Annotated in this window: 10 protein-coding genes; 5 read left to right on the forward strand and 5 right to left on the reverse strand. The window is 49.2% G+C overall.

The window, feature by feature from the left end; genetic code table 11:
* The first annotated feature begins 137 nt into the window (after positions 1-137).
* Together ACXAG2_RS18585 and ACXAG2_RS18590 are read left to right on the forward strand one after the other, a co-directional pair.
* Positions 138-2804: a family 16 glycosylhydrolase gene (locus tag ACXAG2_RS18585; protein WP_474869442.1), complete on the forward strand. Its 2667-nt coding sequence runs from the start codon at positions 138-140 to the stop codon at positions 2802-2804.
* Positions 2805-2867: 63 nt separating this feature from the next.
* Positions 2868-5810 (forward strand): TonB-dependent receptor, encoded by a 2943-nt coding sequence (locus ACXAG2_RS18590; protein WP_474869444.1) that lies wholly within the window; start codon positions 2868-2870, stop codon positions 5808-5810.
* A gap of 75 nt (positions 5811-5885) precedes the next feature.
* Here the strand turns inward: ACXAG2_RS18590 and ACXAG2_RS18595 are convergent, their stop codons facing one another.
* Positions 5886-6392 carry a M48 metallopeptidase family protein gene (locus tag ACXAG2_RS18595; RefSeq protein ID WP_474869447.1) on the reverse strand — a complete coding sequence of 169 codons (507 nt, stop codon included), beginning with the start codon at positions 6390-6392 and terminating at the stop codon, positions 5886-5888.
* Positions 6393-6578: 186 nt separating this feature from the next.
* Here ACXAG2_RS18595 and ACXAG2_RS18600 point away from each other — a divergent pair, with 186 nt between their 5' ends.
* On the forward strand, positions 6579-8948 hold the full coding sequence (locus tag ACXAG2_RS18600; RefSeq protein ID WP_474869450.1) for a fatty acid cis/trans isomerase: 2370 nt from the start codon (positions 6579-6581) through the stop codon (positions 8946-8948).
* Positions 8949-9012: 64 nt separating this feature from the next.
* Here the strand turns inward: ACXAG2_RS18600 and ACXAG2_RS18605 are convergent, their stop codons facing one another.
* The 3 genes from ACXAG2_RS18605 to ACXAG2_RS18615 all read right to left on the reverse strand — a co-directional run bounded on the left by ACXAG2_RS18605 (position 9013) and on the right by ACXAG2_RS18615 (position 14014).
* On the reverse strand, positions 9013-11835 hold the full coding sequence (locus ACXAG2_RS18605) for a hypothetical protein (protein ID WP_474869453.1): 2823 nt from the start codon (positions 11833-11835) through the stop codon (positions 9013-9015).
* A 176-nt stretch (positions 11836-12011) separates the two neighbouring features.
* Positions 12012-12419, reverse strand: a complete 408-nt coding sequence (locus tag ACXAG2_RS18610; protein WP_474869455.1) for a diacylglycerol kinase — start codon at positions 12417-12419, stop codon at positions 12012-12014.
* Complete coding sequence (locus ACXAG2_RS18615) at positions 12410-14014, reverse strand: phosphoethanolamine transferase (RefSeq protein ID WP_474869457.1); 1605 nt, start codon at positions 14012-14014, stop codon at positions 12410-12412. The genes ACXAG2_RS18610 and ACXAG2_RS18615 overlap by 10 nt, the downstream gene beginning before the upstream one ends.
* 194 nt (positions 14015-14208) lie before the next feature.
* On the opposite strand from ACXAG2_RS18615, the gene ACXAG2_RS18620 reads away from it, so the two are divergent.
* Both ACXAG2_RS18620 and ACXAG2_RS18625 read left to right on the forward strand, forming a co-directional pair.
* A complete protein-coding gene (locus ACXAG2_RS18620) occupies positions 14209-14886 on the forward strand; it encodes a response regulator transcription factor (protein WP_119500319.1) in 678 nt (225 codons plus the stop codon).
* Positions 14883-16298, forward strand: coding sequence for a sensor histidine kinase (locus ACXAG2_RS18625; protein WP_474869460.1), 1416 nt, complete (start codon positions 14883-14885; stop codon positions 16296-16298). The genes ACXAG2_RS18620 and ACXAG2_RS18625 overlap by 4 nt, the downstream gene beginning before the upstream one ends.
* Before the next feature lie 87 nt (positions 16299-16385).
* On the opposite strand, the gene ACXAG2_RS18630 is transcribed toward ACXAG2_RS18625, so the two are convergent.
* Positions 16386-18890: a glycoside hydrolase family 3 protein gene (locus ACXAG2_RS18630; protein WP_474869463.1), complete on the reverse strand. Its 2505-nt coding sequence runs from the start codon at positions 18888-18890 to the stop codon at positions 16386-16388.
* Between the last annotated feature and the right edge of the window lie 90 nt (positions 18891-18980).

Genomic DNA, 18980 nt, shown 5'->3' on the forward strand with positions numbered 1-18980 from the left:
CAACTGAACAGTGCTTTCTTTTTGAGAAGATTTGTAAGCGCTTACAAAATTAATTCGACCACACAGACGGGACGAAAACTAAAAACAAATTTCCGGCAACGCCTGCTTGCCGGAAGTTGAAAACAGGGCTGAACACAATGACTAAAACATTTTTACAATTGTCGCGGCTGGCGGCCGCGATATCGGTCACAACCCTTGTGGGATGTGGCGGTGGCGCCACTACAAATACGGACGTGAATATTGTTGAGCCAACGGTACCGGTAACAGACTGGGAGTTGGTATGGAGTGATGATTTTGACGGGTCTTCTATTGACGGAAATAACTGGACTCATGAAGTCAATTGCGCCGGTGGTGGCAACAACGAATCCCAGTGCTACACCGACAGTCCTGAAAATGCATTTGTCTCTGACGGCACGCTAAAAATTGTCGCGTTACCCGCCGCAGAAGGGGCGGAGAAGCCTTACACATCAGCCCGACTCGTTACACAGTACAAAGCAGACTTTAAATATGGCCGTTTTGAAATGCGCGCAAAGCTGCCCTCTGGTCAGGGAAGCTGGCCGGCATTCTGGATGATGCCTACCGATTCTGTTTATGGTGGCTGGCCGCGAAGTGGTGAAATCGACATCATGGAAGCGGTTAATCTGAAAGCCATGGACGCCGGCGGTAACCCGGAAGCAAACATTCACGGTACCCTGCATTACGGCAGTGAGTGGCCGAATAACAAATACAGTGGTAAGGCCTATAAGTTACCGGACGGCGCTAATCCAGCTGACGATTTCCATACTTATGCCGTGGAATGGCAGGAAGGCGAAATTCGCTGGTATATGGATGATTACCTGTACGCCACACAGCGAAAGTCAACGGTGCGTTACAACAGCAACGGCGAAGCGACCGGTCTGGCGCATCGTGGCTGGTACACCGAATATTTCGATCAAACCAGCGGCGAATTGCAGAACTACTATACCAATTCCCCTTTCGATCAGGAATTCTTCATGATCCTGAATTTGGCGGTAGGCGGCGACTGGCCATCCAACGTGAATGAGCTGGGTATCGACCCGGAAGCCTTCACGGAAGGACAAACTTACGAAATCGATTATGTGCATGTTTATCAATGTTCAGCCAATCCGGATACCGGTAAAGGCTGTGAAACTGTGCGCCCCGGCTATGACTCTGCAGATGATGCTCTGGTAGAAGGTGAAGCGCCCATTCCTTCACCACCTTCCAGCGGTGTGGCACAGAACCTGACCATCTTTGGTGGTACCGATAATCCGAACTGGCCAGCATGGGACTGCTGTGGTGGCTCAACGCCTGCCATCGTCGACGATGCCGAAAAAGGTGACGTTTACGAATTCTCTATTGGCGCAACACCAACGGTAATGGGGTTCGTCAGTCGCAGTACCTTTATTACCGATCCAAACGGTCAGGCAACCCCTTTTGACGGTGCGCCTATGGTGGAAACCGGCAGTGTAAAGTTTGATTTGAAAGTCACGTCGCTGCCTTCTGATGCCAGTGCTGCCTGGCTGTTCAAAATTGAAAGCTCAGAAGGATCAACCGCTGTAGAGTTTCCACTGGCAACCGGCTACACGGGCCCGAATGAATCTGCTGGCGATACGCCGGAAGAGGGCGTGTGGGAAACTTATGAATTTCCGCTTTCCATGCTCGATGAAGCTGGCCTGGATGTGAGCGCCATTGACGTCATTATGGTGTTCCCTGCCTGGGGCGCGGGAGACGGAGCAACTTACCGCCTGACCAACGTGGAAATTTCTGCAGAATCCAGCTACCCGGAACTGGTGATTTTTGAAGATGCTACAAACCCTAACTGGCCTATGTGGGACTGCTGCGGCGGCTCAACCCCCACAGAAGAAATGGATGACGATGCCCACGGCCTGACCGCTGAATTCCGTATCGGTGCCGAACCTACTGTAATGGGCTTTATTACCCGTCCCGCTGACGGTGGCGGTGACACCCCGTTCGACGCCACTGCACTGGCAGATGGCGGCCTGCTGCAGTTCGATATGCGTGTTGTGAGCTTGCCAAACGATGCCTCTGCAGCCTGGTTATTTAAGGTGGAATCTAACGGTGCTTCTACGGCCATTGAATTACCCATCACAGAAAGTGTGGAAGGGGAAGCGCCGGTTGAAGGCGAGTGGCAAACCTACACTTTCCCTATAGCTGATCTGCAGGCCGGTGGCCTGGATATTAGCGCCATTGACGTGATCATGGTATTCCCAGCCTGGGGTGCCGGTGAAGGTGCGGCATATCGTATCGACAACATGAAACTGTACCACCCGGATGCCGGTGCGGCTGCAGGTTTAACCCTGTTCGCTGATACCGCAGCGGATATGTGGAGCATATGGGATTGCTGTGGCGGTTCTACTCCGACAATCGAAGCCGATGATGATGCCCACGGTGACGTAGCCGAATTCCGAATCGGCGGTACCCCGACGGTAATGGGCTTCCTGGCAGATGAAGAGGTGTCTTTCGATGCTTCAGCACTTCTTACCACAGGTGCTGTCCGCTTTGAAATGAAAGTGACTTCCATGCCTGCTGACAGCACAGCCCCGTGGCTATTTAAGATTGAATCTACCGGTGCTGCCACTGCCGTTGAGTTGCCGCTGTCGGAAAGCCTTGAAGGCGCCGATCCGGTAGCCGGCGAATGGCAAACCTATACCTTCCCGCTGCAAACGCTGTCTGATCTTGGTCTGGATGTGTCAGACATCAACGTGGTGATGGTGTTCCCGGCATGGGGACAGGGTGACGGCGCGGTTTACCGCATCGATAATGCAGAAATTGCAGCGCAATAACAAAGCCTCCGGCGACGCTATACCGGCTCGCCGGAACAATTGATTATGATGAGTAGGTCAACTATGAAAAACAATACATTTAAAAAGACCCGGGTCGCCACATCAATGGCTTTGTTACTGGGTACAACAAGCATGTTCAGCGCGCAGGCACAGGAAGCTGAAACCGCTGCAGACGAAAGCATGGAAGTCATTCAGGTTAAGGGGATTCGCGGCTCACTGATGCGCTCTCAGGACCTGAAGCGCAATTCAAGCGGTGTCGTAGATGCCATTTCTGCTGAAGAACTGGGTAAATTCCCGGATACTAACCTGGCGGAAGCGTTACAGCGTATCACCGGCGTAACTATCAGCCGGGCAAACGGTGAGGGTAGTCAGATCACTGTGCGTGGTTTTGGCCCTGAATTTAACCTTATTACTCTGAATGGCCGTCAGATGCCGGGCACCGGTTTTACCCGTTCTTATGATTTGCAGAACCTGTCATCGGAAGGGGTAAAAACCCTGGAACTGCAGAAAACTGCACGGGCGGAAAACCCCAGTGGTGGCTTAGGTGCTACGGTGAATATTCTGACCATGCGTCCTATGGATAATCCCGGTCAGCAGTTCTCGGTGTCGGCTAAAGGCATTATGGACACCTCTAACGAAGAAGGCAGTGATATTACGCCTGAAGTAGCCGGCGTGTTCACTAACACGTTTGCTGACGATATGTTCGGTATCGGTATTTCGGTATCTCACCAGGAACGTGATTTCCGTCAGCAATCTGCCAGCATCCAGGGTTGGGTGCTTGTGCCTGACGAGGATTTGCCCGAACTGGATCCGTCCATGGTGGTGGATAACCGTTCCGTCATTACCGATGCGGCATTCTTTCCTAAGGATCTGAACTTTGGCTTTGCCGATGTTCAGCGTGAACGTACCAATGCACAGGTCACGTTCCAGTTTCGTCCTACCGATAATTTCACCGCAACCCTGGATTACACCGCATCAGACGCCGTCACCGGCACTAACAGCTTTGGCTGGGGGATCTGGAATAACTTCGGGCCTAACATAAATGCTTATGAACTGGATGAAAATGGCACCGCATTGTATGCCGATATTGCCGGTGACGACGGTTCTGCTACAGCCAGCCGTAACACCACCGAAGTGAACGCCCGTTCTCTGGGTGTGAATCTGGAGTGGCAAATCAGCGATGACTGGGAAGTGTCAGTGGATTATCACGACTCCTACAATCAGATTGATAACGGCAAGGACAAAGGGTTGGGCGGCAGTGGCCAGGTCATTCTTGGCTCCGATCAGCTGATCTCCAAAGTGTATGACTATCGGGAAGGTGATATTCCCAGTTATTACATCAATTGGAATAACGGCACCAACGAGCTGATGCCCGGTGAAATTGATTCTAACTTCAGTCAGTTTACCCGCAATCAGGGCCGTTCGGATATTGAACAGCTACAAATCGACAGTACCTGGTACAACTCGGTTTTTGACAGCATTCCGCTGGTGAAAGTCGACTTCGGTTATGCCCGTACCGAACAGTCGTTGGGGGCAACGGACGCATGGGGTGGTTTACGTGGCGGACCCGGCTTCAGCCCGTCCTATACTGAAATTTTCCCGGACAGCATGTTTACCCGCCATGATACCGGTGATTTTCTGGATGCATTCAGTGGCGGCGGTGATGCGCTGAATCCGAATTACTTTTACACCTACAGCTTTGACGAAGCGGTCACCCGGCAGCTGGCTTACCTTACGGCAGACGTGACCGGTGACAGCAATGTTTACTCCATCGATCCTTTCTTTAATGCGCCAACGGTGAATTTTGTTGAAGAGATCACCGATTCTGTTTACGTACAAACCGAGTGGGATTTTGATATTGGTGATTTCTATGTGCAGGTGAATGCCGGTGTGCGCTATGAAGAAACTGAAGTGCCCAGTTCCGCGCAGGTGCGTGTACCCACACAGGTAAACTGGGTCGCACCCTCTGAGTGGATCACTGAATATCAGTCGGAACTTATCCTGCAGGATTTCACCGGTGAATATGACATTCTGCTGCCCATGTTCGACATTAAAGTGGACGTGACAGAAGACGTGGTTGCCCGTTTCTCCTGGGGTAAATCGATTACCCGTGCGCCTATTGGCTTGCTGCAAGGTGGTCGTGCATTTAGCGGCAGCCCCAAAATTGGTGCCCGTACCGCCTCTGAAGGTAACACCAGCCTGAAACCTTACGAGTCGCAAAACCTCGACTTGTCAGTGGAATGGTATTACAGCGAAGACAGCTATGCCTCCGTCGGCTTATTCCGCAAGACGGTGAGTGAGTATATCGAAACCACCGGGGGCGATCAGACCTTCGAAGGGCTGCGTGATATTTACCAGGGACCGCGGTGGAACGAAGCCGTTGCGGCTCTTGAAGCTGATGGTGTGCAGGCCACAGACAGTGCCATCTTCCAGTATTTCCAGGATAACGGCTACGCTAACGCAGAAGGTGTTGTTGAGCCAAACGCTGATGATCCACTCATCACGTGGCGTGTGACCAAGCCGCGAAATTTGCCGGATTCCCGCACAGTGGATGGTATTGAACTGGCCGTTCAGCATACTTTCGGTGACACCGGTTTCGGTGTGGGCGTGAACGGTACGCTGGTCGACGGTGATGTGAAGTATGACCCCTATATTCTCGAAAGCGGTCAGAACCCGCTGGTGGGTATCGGTGATTCTGCTAACTTCCAGATGTTCTATGAAAAAGAAGCGTTGTCGGTAAAAGTGACTTATGCATGGCGTGCAGGCTATCTGCAGGGCATGGGGCAGGCACAGGGTTCATCTGATGTACCGCCAACACAGGCAGACTCTTTCGGTCAGTGGGACTTCAGTATCAATTACGATTTCAACGAACATTTCACCGTGTTTGTTGAAGGCGTGAATGTAAATAACGAGACTGAACGTGGTTACGGCCGCTTTGAGGAACAATTCCTTTACGCCCGTCAATATGGTCCGCGTTATACCCTCGGTGCCCGGTATACGTTCTGATAAAAATAACAGGACCACATGAGTTCAGGCCGCATTGCATTTTGCTTTGCGGCCTTTTTTATATACAAAGCCTAATCAGAATACTTTTCCGTTAGTGTCCATTTCGGTGAGATAAACCCTTACATCAAACTCTAACTGGTGGTAGTCAGGCTGCATATGGCGGCAAAGCTGATAGAACGCCTTGTTATGATCTTTTTCTTTAAGGTGAGCCAGTTCGTGCACCACAATCATGTTCAAAAAGGGCTCAGGCGTATTTTTGAATAAATCGCTGACCCGCAGTTCGTTCTTACTTTTCAGCTTCCCGCCCTGATTTCTCGCTACATAGGAGTGCAACCCAAGCGCGTGATTCACGATATGAATTTTACCGTCGTAAATGACTTTGCTTAAAGGCTGAGTTTTTTTCATGTACCGGTTTTTTATGTCAATGGCGTACTCACGCAAATCACGGTCATTGTTGATGTTGTGCACGGACGGGTAACGGGAGCGGAGCCAGTCGCCCAACTGATTATTGTCGATGAGGTGGCGGATCTGATCCTGAAGATGTTGAGGGTAATGAGATAAATAGGTCAGTGGCCGGGACATGACGAATGCATAAAATAATAGTGTTGCAGCCAGTATACAGCATGATTAACCGCTCACCATGCATCCGGCTTTGAGTTTGCGGGTCAGCGGCTGAATATTAAACCTTTGACAGGATTTCACTATGGATAGATGGAGCAGGAGTAAATGGGTGGTAGACTATGCGCCGGGCATTACGGGAAGCGAAGTATGAATTGGTTTAGTAAGGGGAAGGCGGCATTGGTGCTGGCTGTTTTAATCGCCGGTGTGGCAATCTGGCAATGGTCTGCAGCAGAAGCGCCACTCTTTGATAACCCTGATACGGTTGTGGCGACAGAACCCTTACCTGCACAATTCTTTGAGCATGAGGTCAGCCCGGTTTTGACGAAGCGTTGTGTGGTATGTCACGCTTGTTATGACGCTCCCTGCCAGCTGAAAATGACAGCGCCGGAAGGTATTGCCCGCGGAGCGAATAAAGAGAAGGTTTACGAAGGTACCCGCTTAACTGCTGCACAGCCGAACCGGTTATTTATCGATGCGCATTCTGAAGACGCCTGGCGCAAGCGTGGCTTCTTTTCTGTTCTACCTGATGAAGACAGCGACGTTGTGCAGGAAACGCAAACCTCTGTTCTGGCACAGATGCTGTTATTAAAGCGGGCCAATCCGCAACCTGATACCACCCACCTGGGAGACGGTTTCGATATCAGCTTAAACAGAGAGCAGCAATGTCCGACACTTGATGAAATGGGGCGTTATATTGCAGATCAGCCTCTTGGGGGCATGCCTTATGCGTTACCGAACCTGAATGCTGAAGAAGAACATACACTGCTAAGATGGCTGCAGCACAATGCACCTTTACCTGAATCTCCTTCGTTAGACGAAAAGACTGTCGTTAAAGTATCGGAGCTGGAAACGTGGCTGAATGCAGATAACAACAAAGCGAAATTATCTGCGCGATATATTTATGAGCATCTGTTCACCACCCATTTGTACTTTGACGGCCTGAGTCCCGAAGGCGAAACGCCGCAGTTTTTTAATCTTGTGCGGTCAGCCACGCCGCCGGGTAAACCGCTTTCGGTCATCGCAACCCGCCGGCCCTTCGACGATCCGGGTGTTGAGCGGGTGTGGTACAGGCTCCAGCCTGTGTTCTCAACCATTGTCAGCAAAACCCATCAGCCGTATGTGATTGATGACGATTTACGGGCTAAATGGCAGGCCTGGTTCGTGGATGCGGAATTTGATGTGCCGGCATTACCTTCCTATAAGCCGGATGTGGCGGCAAACCCTCTCACGTCTTTCACTTTGTTACCGGTGAAAAGCCGGTACCGTTTCATGCTGGAGCGGGCACAAAATACCATCATGGGATATATCAAAGGGCCGGTCTGCCGTGGCCAGGTCGCATTGAATGTCATCAATGACCGTTTCTGGGTGTTTTTTGTCGATCCGGAAGTCGCGGCTTCAGAAGAGCTTAATGAATTCTATGCCTCCCAACGGGAAAATCTGCATCTGCCGGCAGAAAAAGACAGTACTGCGTTGGCGGTAAGCTGGGTGAAATACGCCCGCCGCCAGGGCGAATACATGCGTGCCAGAACGGCGTTTCTTAATGAAGCGTTTAAGCAGGGTGAACACCTGAGTTTACAAAGTGTCTGGGCCGGCGACAGCAAAAATACTAACGCCAGTCTGACCGTATTTCGTCATTTCGACAACGCCACCGTGGTGAAAGGCATGGTGGGTAACCCCCCGAAAACCGCATGGGTGATTGATTACGCACTGCTTGAGCGTATCCACTATTTGCTGGTGGCCGGATTTGATGTGTATGGCAATTATGGTCATCAGTTGATGACAAGGCTCTATATGGATTTCCTGCGAATGGAAGGGGAATCGAATTTCCTGACATTACTGCCGCCTGAAACCCGCCGTACCCAGTTAGCTGACTGGTATCAGCATGCCGGGCCGGAACTGACGGATTACATCGAGGGCGATATCAACAGCTTTGAGCAGGACACCGGGATTGAATACGACACCGGTAAGCCAAAAGGGGAGTTGTACCGCCTTCTGGCTGCTTATCTCAAGCACGTTCAGCCGGAAAATACCGGATTACACAGTGATGTACTTAACGAAGAGCAGCTTGCCGCGCTGGCTACCATAGACGAATTACCTGCTCAGCAAGCCACAATTATGCCGGAAATCACCATGATTATGGTGCGAAGTGACGAAAAACCGGAAGACTTCGAGGTGTTTACTGTACTGAGAAATAGCGCACACTTTAACGTAAGCAGCTTGTTTGAAGAAGATAAGAACCGTGACCACGCCAACGATTCATTAACCCTGGTTCAGGGCTTTCTGGGCAGTTATCCAGATGTATTTTGGCAGGTTAATGCCTCAGATATTCCGCAGGTCGTAAAACAGTTGAGCGAAGTGAAAAACGAAAGTGACTATCAGCGTCTGTTAGACAGGGTAGGGGTACGCCGCACCGACCCTGAATTCTGGTCATTCAGTGATGAGCTTATCAGATGGTCAGAAGCCCGTTATCCCGTTGACGGCGGTTTGCTGGATTACAACCGGTTGGAAGACCGGTAAACGGGAAATGTAAATGGCAAACTTGTACTCAGTGCCCGCTGAGCGGGCACTGAGTGTTGTCAGTTTATTGTTCTGAAAAGGTTAAGGTGTAGCAACGATGTATGTTGTCATCGACGGAATTATGCATGTCGTTACTCCTGACCCACATACGCTTTGTTTCCGGCGTAATATTTTCCAGAATTCCGGTAGTTTGCCCCGGTTCCAGGATCACAGCGGATGAAAGTTGAGGTGTAATCCCCTGAATGTCGGGGCCATCGTTATCAGCAACCCAAATCGTCAGGCCGCCGGGATTCGTGTCAACGGTGACTGTAACGTTCATGACTTTTTCCGGTTCCCCGAAACAGAATGCAGTCAGTGCAGTTCCGTTCACACTGGAGCCTATGGTTGTCTGCATACACATTTCTACGGGTGTACCATCGTAGGATACCGGTTTATAAACAGGCAGATAATCTTCAACAACCGCGGCGCTGTTGATGTCAGGATTCGACAGACTGGCATAAAAGCCTTCACCTTCAGCATTGCCGGACACACTGTTCACGCCAAAATCACTCAGTTCACCGTTACTCAGGTTTAACGATATTTCAGTTTCAAGTGCATCAAGGAAACTAAAAATGGTTGTGAAGTAATAAGCGCCGGAGTAGAACTCTGACTTTCCTTGTTTTCTTAACGCTGAGAAAACATGTGTGCCGAAGTCGTCAGCACTTTTGCCCTGAGAAACAAAGTACGACTGCAATCCGAAAAGAATATTGCCGGTGCCTGCTTCAAACATCCAGCCCTTGTTAATTTCAGTTACGCCGCCGCTGACAAAATTGTCAGAAGAAGCACCTGAAGCAAAGGTATTGGTAATCAGTTCTTCACCTGTCACGTAATAGCTGAACCAGTTTGCAAAACCCTCTGCGAAGGCTGCCCGGGGATCCAGTGGAGTATTAATGCCATGCGTGCCGCCGGGAGAATCATTTCTGCCTGCAACTGAATGAACATAATGTCCTATCTCATGAGCGAGTAATGTGTCATCGTACTCGTCTGTGTCGGCTGTGCTTTCACTGTCGACGTAAATGATTGTGTAGGGCCATTCGCCGGAATAGCCGGTTTCCAGCTCATTGTTCCTCCAGTCTCCGTCACCGGCATCATCCGGAGACCAGGCAAATAACAGTGGCTTGATGTTTTGTCCGGCTGGCAGCTGCCCGGACACACGTTCCAGAGCAGTACGGGCGACATTAATAATATTGAAAGCACCGGCAGTGCGGTCTTCACCAAGACTGCTGCCATCACTGTCTGCAGAAGCTGTGACTGTTAAGCCACTGGTGTCAGTGGTAAATGTTCCGGACGTGATCAGAAGTTCGTGTGGCGGTATCGGGTAGTAGGTCACCTGGTCTGTCAGATCATTTAAACCCGGTGTTCCCGTATTCACCACAACTATTTCAGCATTATCCATTTCAAAAGAGGGGATGAGTTTGATATCCAGTTGAGCGTTCGCCGGAACCAACAGCTCAAACGAGCCGTCTGTTTCAACTTCAGTTCTGGCGACCGTTGCTCCTGCTGAGTCTGTGGCGATGACAGACGCACCGTATGCCGGTGAATTAAACATACCAGCGTGATCCAGTCCGGTTGTTGTTGCCGGTACTTTTTCGAAAAAAGCGTTGCCGGATACAAGAGAGCCCGACCCGCCAGCACGAACGGTCACACTAATTTCGCCCAGACCACCAAACTTATCCGCAGAATCAAGCCATGCGTACAGTTGCTCAAATGCGAAGTCTTCTCCGATAACGTCCGGCGCAGTGTAGGTAGCGACAATCCCATTGCCGGTATGAGTAGCAGAGAAACTGCCAACTTCTACATACAAGGGCCCCTCAATTAAAAACAGTTCGCCTTCCGGATCAGGAATTTCTATGGTCTGAGTTTCACCGGCAGTCACATCAATGTTGTAGGTGACAGAGGTTTCGTATGCAGACGGAGTAACAGAAAAATCAAATGTATGCTGAAATTCGACATTGTCTTTTGACACTGTGACATCTACTGATGTATCAGTGTTTTGCTCCACACCCTTCACTTTAACCGTAAGTTCACTGTCTGCGCTATTGTGCGCATAGGATACCGGCGCACTGGTCTCTCCCCAGGACACTTCGTAATCTGAGAAGTTAATATCTGCCTTCAGCTTCACAATGCCGCCTGAAGCGACTCTGTCAGCACTTTGCGTAAATACAGGTGTCTCCAGGGGCATGTACAAAGATGATAAGGGCATGGAGCCGGATACTGCAAAATCATCAATCAGAGCGGTAATTTTGAGTGTGCCTTCCTGTGCAGCAGTATCGTATAACGCCTTAACAGTAACGGTGTCTGATGTAGTATTTTCCAGACTGAATCCGTCACTGTCTTCTACAGACCAGAGGACGCTGTCCGGGGTAAAACCTGACGTGTAACCAATGCTCAGTGAGTCTCCCATCGTCAGTGTGGCGGAGCCGGTTAGTTCTACAGTTAAAGCACCTGCTGAATTTACAGACACAGTAATGGTTTCTGCGGTTGACTTGCCCGTGCTGTCGGTGGCGGTATAGGTTACAGTGATATCGCTGTCTTCCGTTACACCGGTTAAATCGAGTACGGCTTCAGTTTCTGATGAGGATATTAAATTTACATCTTCAGTTGAAACAGACCAGTCCCAGGAGGCAATACCATCAGCGTCGGTGGCTGAAGCACTGATAGTGATCTGTTCATAATTTTTGGCAGTGAGGCTGTCCGCGTTTAGCGTAACTTCGGGGCTGTCGTTTACCGGTGCAGGCGTCGAAGGAGTATTATCAGACGGGGTTTGTGGGCTGCTGTCGCTTCCTCCGCCTCCGCCACAGCCAGTGAGAGCGGCGGTGACAATAAGACATACTGCTGAATATTTCATTACATCATCCTTGTTATACAGGCAGGTGTGGCCGTTTCCGAACCAGGCATCCGTGCCTGAGTTTATTTTTGTAGGTAAAATCCAAGTCTAAGTTACTATCTAAAACCGCAGATAGCACTAATTAAGTGCATAAAATTTGTCTTATTCAGACTTAAGTTTAATGTATGCCGCAGGGCTTATATATTAGCGAACACTGTCGTTCCCCACGCAACAGCAGCTATCGAAATAGCAACCATGACGGCTGCTGAAGCGAGGTCTTTTGCAAGCCCTGACATAGGGTGTAATTCCAGTCCAATTCGGTCAATGGTGACCTCAACGGCGGTATTAATGATTTCTGCAAACATCACGAACAGGACTGAAATCAGTAAGAAACCTTTTTGCTGAATCGGAATGTCCCATACTGCCAGGACAAGAAGCGCACCTGCCAGCAGCAGTAGCTCTTGTCTGAATGCTGCTTCATTGGTAGCGAGCCATTTAAGCGCTCGCCAGGAATGACCGGATGCAAGTATGATGCGGCGTATACCGCCTGGCTTTTTCGTGTTATTGAAGTAAACAACATTGCTGGTAGATTTATTTACTGGCATGAGGCGAATATATCCTGTTCAGGTTGATAGGTAGTGCTGACAACGCCGGTTAAGCCCAGAAGCGTGTCATATAAATTATCCTGAGAATACGGGCGATCTTTCAGTGATTTTGCGCAATTTAACTTAGCCGTCATATCATCGCCGTTTCGCCAGTAAAGCATAGGGACGTGGGTTTGCTCTTCCGGCGCTAAACTGTAAGGAAAACCGTGAAGATATAAGCCTTTTTCTCCCAATGATTCACCATGATCAGACAGGTAAAGTAACTGTGCGTTTTCCACGGCTTTAAGCTGTTCGATAATGTGGCTTAAAACGAAGTCGGTATATAAAATGGTATTGTCGTAGGTATTCGATAACTGCGTCGTGTCGCAATTTTGAATATCGCTCCTCGGACAGTCAGGGGTAAAGCCTTTGAAATCACCTGGATACCGGCGATAGTAAGTCGGTCCGTGGGACCCGATCATATGTAAGACAATCAAGCGCTTCTTCTGTGTGTTTTGTTTAAGCGTTGCCTCCAGCTGGTTAAGCAATATTGCATCCAGACAATAATCGCCGTCGCAGAAACGTTCATCCCTCGCCGGGTCGTAAGGAATGGTTTCTATACGGCTGCAAACCCCTTTGCAGGTGCTGTTATTGTCAATCCAGGTTACTGAGTAACCCGCGCGATGAATGATATCCAGCACATTGTCCTGACTGTGAGCAAGACGGCTGTCATAGTTGTCCCGGCTTAAACGGGAAAACATACAGGGTACGCTTACGGCAGTTGCTGTTCCGCAGGAAGTAACCTGAGTAAAACTGACCACCTTCTCATCTGACAACAGTGGGTTAGTATTTTTACTGTAGCCATTCAGACTAAAGCGATCGGCTCTGGCTGTTTCGCCCACCACCATGACGATAGTGTCGGGTAAGTCCCGGTTGCTTTCAGCAAGGGTGGGGCGGCTGTCTAAAATACGATAGGGCAAAGGGGGTGATAAATAACTATCGCGCAGGTATTTATAGCCAGCATCGTAGAAAGCGAGTGGCGTAATCTGTTTGATGATGTTCCGGTTGTTTCTGCCGACTGCGGCATAATCTTTATAGAAAATTGCGGCGATAAGCGCAATTGCCACAATGGCAATGCCGTTAATTATCAGAATATGTTTAATACTTTTACTGAATGCCGTTTTGATTTCCATATTACACAGTGCGAACACAGGCAAAATGCCCAGAATACAGAAGAACAAAACAAAGCTCGCGTTGAGATAAGAAAATGCTTCTCCTGAGTTCGTTTCTATCAGATTTTGGATCATGCTTTTATCGAACAGCAGACCGTATGCTGTCATGCCGTAAAATATCAGTGATGCAATAATGATGTGTAACGCGGAAATCATCCGCGGAAAAATTAACCCCCCGCTCAGAGTGGTAAAAAGTATCAGCAGGCTAAACAGCAATACAGGAACCGTAGCCAGAAAGGCATAATCTTTTATGCTGTCAGGCGATACGGCTTGCCATACCGTGCTCAAAAAAGGAGCATTAAAAAGCAGGGTAATAAGCAAGCAGGAAGACACAAGCGTTTGTGCCGGGGTCAGCTTGAATTTTAGTAAAGCGAAAATACGCATCCTGTGGGGACCGGGTTAATCTTATTTCGCTGCATCTTAGGGCTGGATCCTTAAGAATGACTTAAGGCAGACTGATTGTTCCGGGGCCGTTATACAAATAAATATGTGCATAAAAAGCAAAGAGTTACATCTTCAGCTAATCTTAAGTTTTCTGGTATACACTTCGACGATTTAGTTTTTAAAAGAGGTTGGCGATGAGAGTATTGCTAATTGAAGATTCCGATGCGCTCAGACGTAATATTACCATCGGACTTAAAAAGTTAGGCTATGCCGTGGACAACGCTGCTACCGGAACGGATGGCCTGAACATGGCGCTTCTGGGCGAATATGACATCGTGATCCTTGATCTCATGTTGCCTCACCTCGACGGTATGGAAATTCTGACGGTATTAAGAAAGAAAAACATCGATACCCGGGTGATTATCCTGTCGGCACGCTCCGGGCCTGACGATAAAGTTAACGGTATCATTGCCGGTGCTGATGATTATCTGGCAAAGCCGTTTTCCTTCGATGAATTATGTGCCCGTATGGTGAACCTGATGCGTCGGGGAAAGCTGGTTCACAGTGATGACAAAGTGGTGGTGGGAGACTTTACGTTAGATCTGCAGAGTAAGCTTTTACTGCTGAATCAAACGCCGGTAGACCTGACCCCCAACGAATACCGGATTGTGGAGTGCTTGTTTCACAATAAAAACCGCATAGTGACATCAGAGCGCCTGAGTGAGTCTATTGCCGGGAGTTATGACATGGTGTCTAAAAATGCCATTGAAGCCCATTTGTCTGCGGTAAGAAAGAAAGTGCGTAAACTGGGCGGCGAATTGCCGGTTAAAAATAAGCGGGGATTCGGCTATATGGTCGCTGAGGAACTATGATCTCTATTCGCAAAACACTCACCCGACGCTTATCTGTTGCTATTTCATTGCTGATCGTAACTGCCTTGTTGATTACAGATATTGCTGTAGATGGTTGGGTAGAACGACAGTTCAATCATGCGGTACATGACAAAATTGGCCTGTTAGAAACGCTGGTCGATGAAGACACGACCGGCGTCGAATTTGAGTTCGCCGGTGAATACTATCCGGAATTTACCGGCACCAATGATCCTGAGTATTTTCAATTATGGTACGACGGAGAAACTTTCGAGAAGTCAGCCACACTGCACATGCACAGTATGAATGCCTTGCCATTTAAGGCTGTTCAGGAAGGCGAAACAGTACTGGAAGATATTGTTTTACCTGATGGCAGGAACGGGCGTATAGCTTACACCCGGTTCATTCCTCAAATCGATACTGAAAACCGGGAAGATTACTTTGCCACAAAACAAAAAGGTGAGCGTAAACCGATGACCCTGGCCTACGCGGTATCGGTTGAGCAATTACAATATTCACTCTGGCTCATTGACGCCGCTTTTATTCTGGCACTTATCATTGTTCCATTAACGGTGCGCTTTACCGTGAAAAATACGGTGGCATACGCTTTAACGCCTGTGGATGACTTTATCGGTCAAATCCGCAATACACGGTTAATCGATAAACCTGAACCGATGCAAATGAAAGTGCCGGTTGAAGAATTACTCCCTGTTGTTGAAAGCCTTAATTACTTCATTGCAGAAAACAGCAAGCATTATCAACGGGAAAGAAGGCTTACATCTGATATTGCCCACGAGTTGAAAACTCCTGTGACAGAACTTATCACCATGGCTGAAATTGCAACACGATTCCCCGGTGATGAGGAGTTAGAAGCCCACTTTAAACCCGATGTCTTAACAATTGGTTTAAGGATGAAAAGTATCATTTCAGGGTTAATGCTTTTACACAAATACTCTAATCAGAAACTGGCTTGCGCAGACATTATCGATGTTTGCGATCTGCTTACAAAAGTGATTGATTCTGAGGGAAGTGGAAGGGTGCATCTGGTCATTGATGAAGCTACAGATGCAACTGTGAAAAGCAATTTATTTGCGCTGGAGTCCGTATTTACCAACCTGATTGCCAACGCATTACAGTACAGTCCGACTGACTCGCAGGTGACTTGTAATATTGAAAAGCTTACCGGTGATACTCTGGATATTGTGGTAAGCAATACCATGCAAAAACCGGTGAGCGACGAAGAGTTGCAATTGATGTTCGAGCCTTTATGGCAACACGATCCCGCCCGAACTTCGACAGAAAACTTCGGCCTCGGACTGGCTATCGTCAAAACGCTTCTGAAAGCGGTGGATGCCAGCATTCGGGTGAGTGCTGATGGGGGCGATATCGCCTTTCGGGTTAGTTTGCCGGTGTAGTGTCAAAGCCCGTCATACCAACTCGTTATAACGGGCTTTTAACTAGTCATCCTACATGTTCAAGAGCGACAGTTTTGGGTTGCTAAATTACTCACATGCAAGCACATCTACGTTTTCAGGGGCTTGTTGAATAAATACATCGGCAAGGCTTAACGTTCCGCTACCTGATGTGAGCAGGGCGAAGGCAGTTGTCAGTGTGTTTATGTCAGGTGAGGCGAAACATTTAAGGGGTAATGCCATTGATTGCCATGTGTCAGCTTCAAAGCCCGACAGCGCCGGTGCGATATTGACGCCGGACGGGCAGGCTTCATCGCCGTCTTGCTGTTCAGAACACAAGGTAACGAAAACGTCATCTGAAAAAGGCTGCGAGACACTGGCACTGAAAACCAGCGCAGCAGTTTCAGCTATTTCATCCGGTGCGACCAGTTCACCGCTTCCAGTGCGCGTGAAAGCAATACCGGCCGGCGCCTTTCCATCGAAGGTGACGGTGATCGCATCTTCCTGTACCACTTTGTCGCTGGTGCGGTAAGCAATGCTGCCGGTGGATTCAGCGCTGGCGGCAACAGTTTTGTGTTCATTGTTTGAGGTAAGCTTTAATGACCATGGCGTGCGGACGCCGCCCTGTAAAATGGCAACAGACTCTGCAGATTGTTGCTTCAGGCTTTCATCTTTTTCGTTCAGGTTATCGGGCAATACATTCTTGTCGTTGAAGGTTAAACCAAAACCATAGGGAAGGAGAGGGGCGTAATCTTTGTCACCCACATTGGCTATTTGCAGGGGTGATGCCGGCCATGAGAAGGGCAGTTTACCTTTAAAATCATCATCGCCGAATAATACCTCTGCCACAGCCGCACCTTCGGATCCCGGAAGCCAGGCAGCAACAAACGCATCTGAAGCATTCAGTTCAGCATTCACCCACATCGGCCTGCCAGAAACAAACACCGATACCACAGGGATCCCGTCTTCTTTCAGTTTCTTCAGTAAGGCTAAATCTTTCTGATTACCTGGCTGGTAGGCGAGCGTTTCTCTGTCGCCCACACCTTCTGCATAGGGCTCTTCACCAAATACGACAATGGCTACATCGGGTTTGCTGCTATAGCTGCCATCAACCGATAAAGTGGCATTACCGCCAGCTTGCTTTGCGTACTGTGAAATACCATCAAATATCGACGTGCCGCCCGGGAAATCGTTATTGGTATTGTTGGTCCCCTGCCAGGTAATTGTCCAGCCGCCGGATTGTTTGCCAATGTTGTCTGAACCGTCACCGGCCACCAGAATATTTGCACTTGCAGTCAGTGGTAGCAGGCTTTGTTTGTTTTTCAGTAAAACCAGAGATTCCTTAACGGCCTGATGGGCGACTTTTCTGTGTTCTTCACTGCCAATCAGAGACTGTTTACCGGAAAGCGGGCGCTGTGCAGGGCTGGCTTTATCAAAAAGTCCTGCCCGCATTTTTACCCGCAGAATACGCCTTACCGCGTCGTCTAACCGGGCGCTGCTGATGGTGCCGTCTTTCACCTGTGCCACTGTATTGTGGTAAAGCGCCTTCCAGTCAGAGGGGACCATGTATATGTCCAGCCCGGCGTTTAAAGCTTGTGCGCAGTTATCGTTCGTACAGCCTTTTATCTGACCATGCCCGTTCCAGTCGCCCACCACAAAGCCGTCAAACCCCATGCGATTTTTGAGCACGTCTGTCAGTAAGTATTCATGACCATGTAGTTTTTTGCCGTGCCAGCTGTTAAACGAGGCCATCACCGATTGTGCGCCCGCAGTGAGGCTGCCCACATATCCCTGGGCGTGAATTTCAAACAGGGCTTGTTCGGTAGCGATGTTGTCACCCTGGTCGTCGCCTTTCACTGTGCCGCCATCGCCAACGAAGTGTTTTACTGTACTGATCACCCGCTCGTCACCGAGGAAATCACCGGCATCAGCATGGCCTTGCAGGCCTTTAACCACAGACGCAGCATACGCTTTTACGATTTCAGGATCTTCCGAGTAACTCTCATAGGTCCGGCCCCAGCGATCGTCACGGACTACGGCAACCGTTGGTGCAAATACCCAGTCGATACCGGTGGCCATGACTTCCTGCGCCGTGATGTTAGCTATTTTTTCCATCAATGCCGGATTGTTCGCAGCGCCAAGACCAATATTGTGGGGAAACAGCGTGGCACCAATCACATTATTATGACCGTGTACCGCATCTGTTCCCCACATGGTTGGAATCGTTGAGCCGTCTTTACTGTCGTCAACAGAAGCCTGATACATGGCTTCTGCCAAATTTATCCATTCCTGCGGCGTTGCATGTTTATTACTGCCGGGAAATGAGCCTCCGCCGTTAAGATAAGAGCCAAAGCCGTATTGACGCATATCTTCCGGGGTAAAACTGCCGATTTCAGGCTGGATCACCTGTGCGACTTTCTGCTCAACAGTCATTGACGCTAACAAAGCAGACACTCTGTCTTCCGTCGCCTGGTCCGGTTTAACGGCTATATCCAGATGAGGCCAGACTGACGAACTGTCTGCGTTATCTGTGGAAGAAACACAGGCTGTCAGAAAAACGGAGGCAACGACCGTCGAGAGCAAAGTCTTTCGCATAATGTAAGAACCTTCATAGTTAGATTTGAAAGCGCTTACATTTTGTAATAATGTTAATTGAAAGCGCTTACATTTTTTCATGATAATTAC

It is taken from the genome of Alteromonas sp. ABH4_456 (assembly GCF_056160645.1).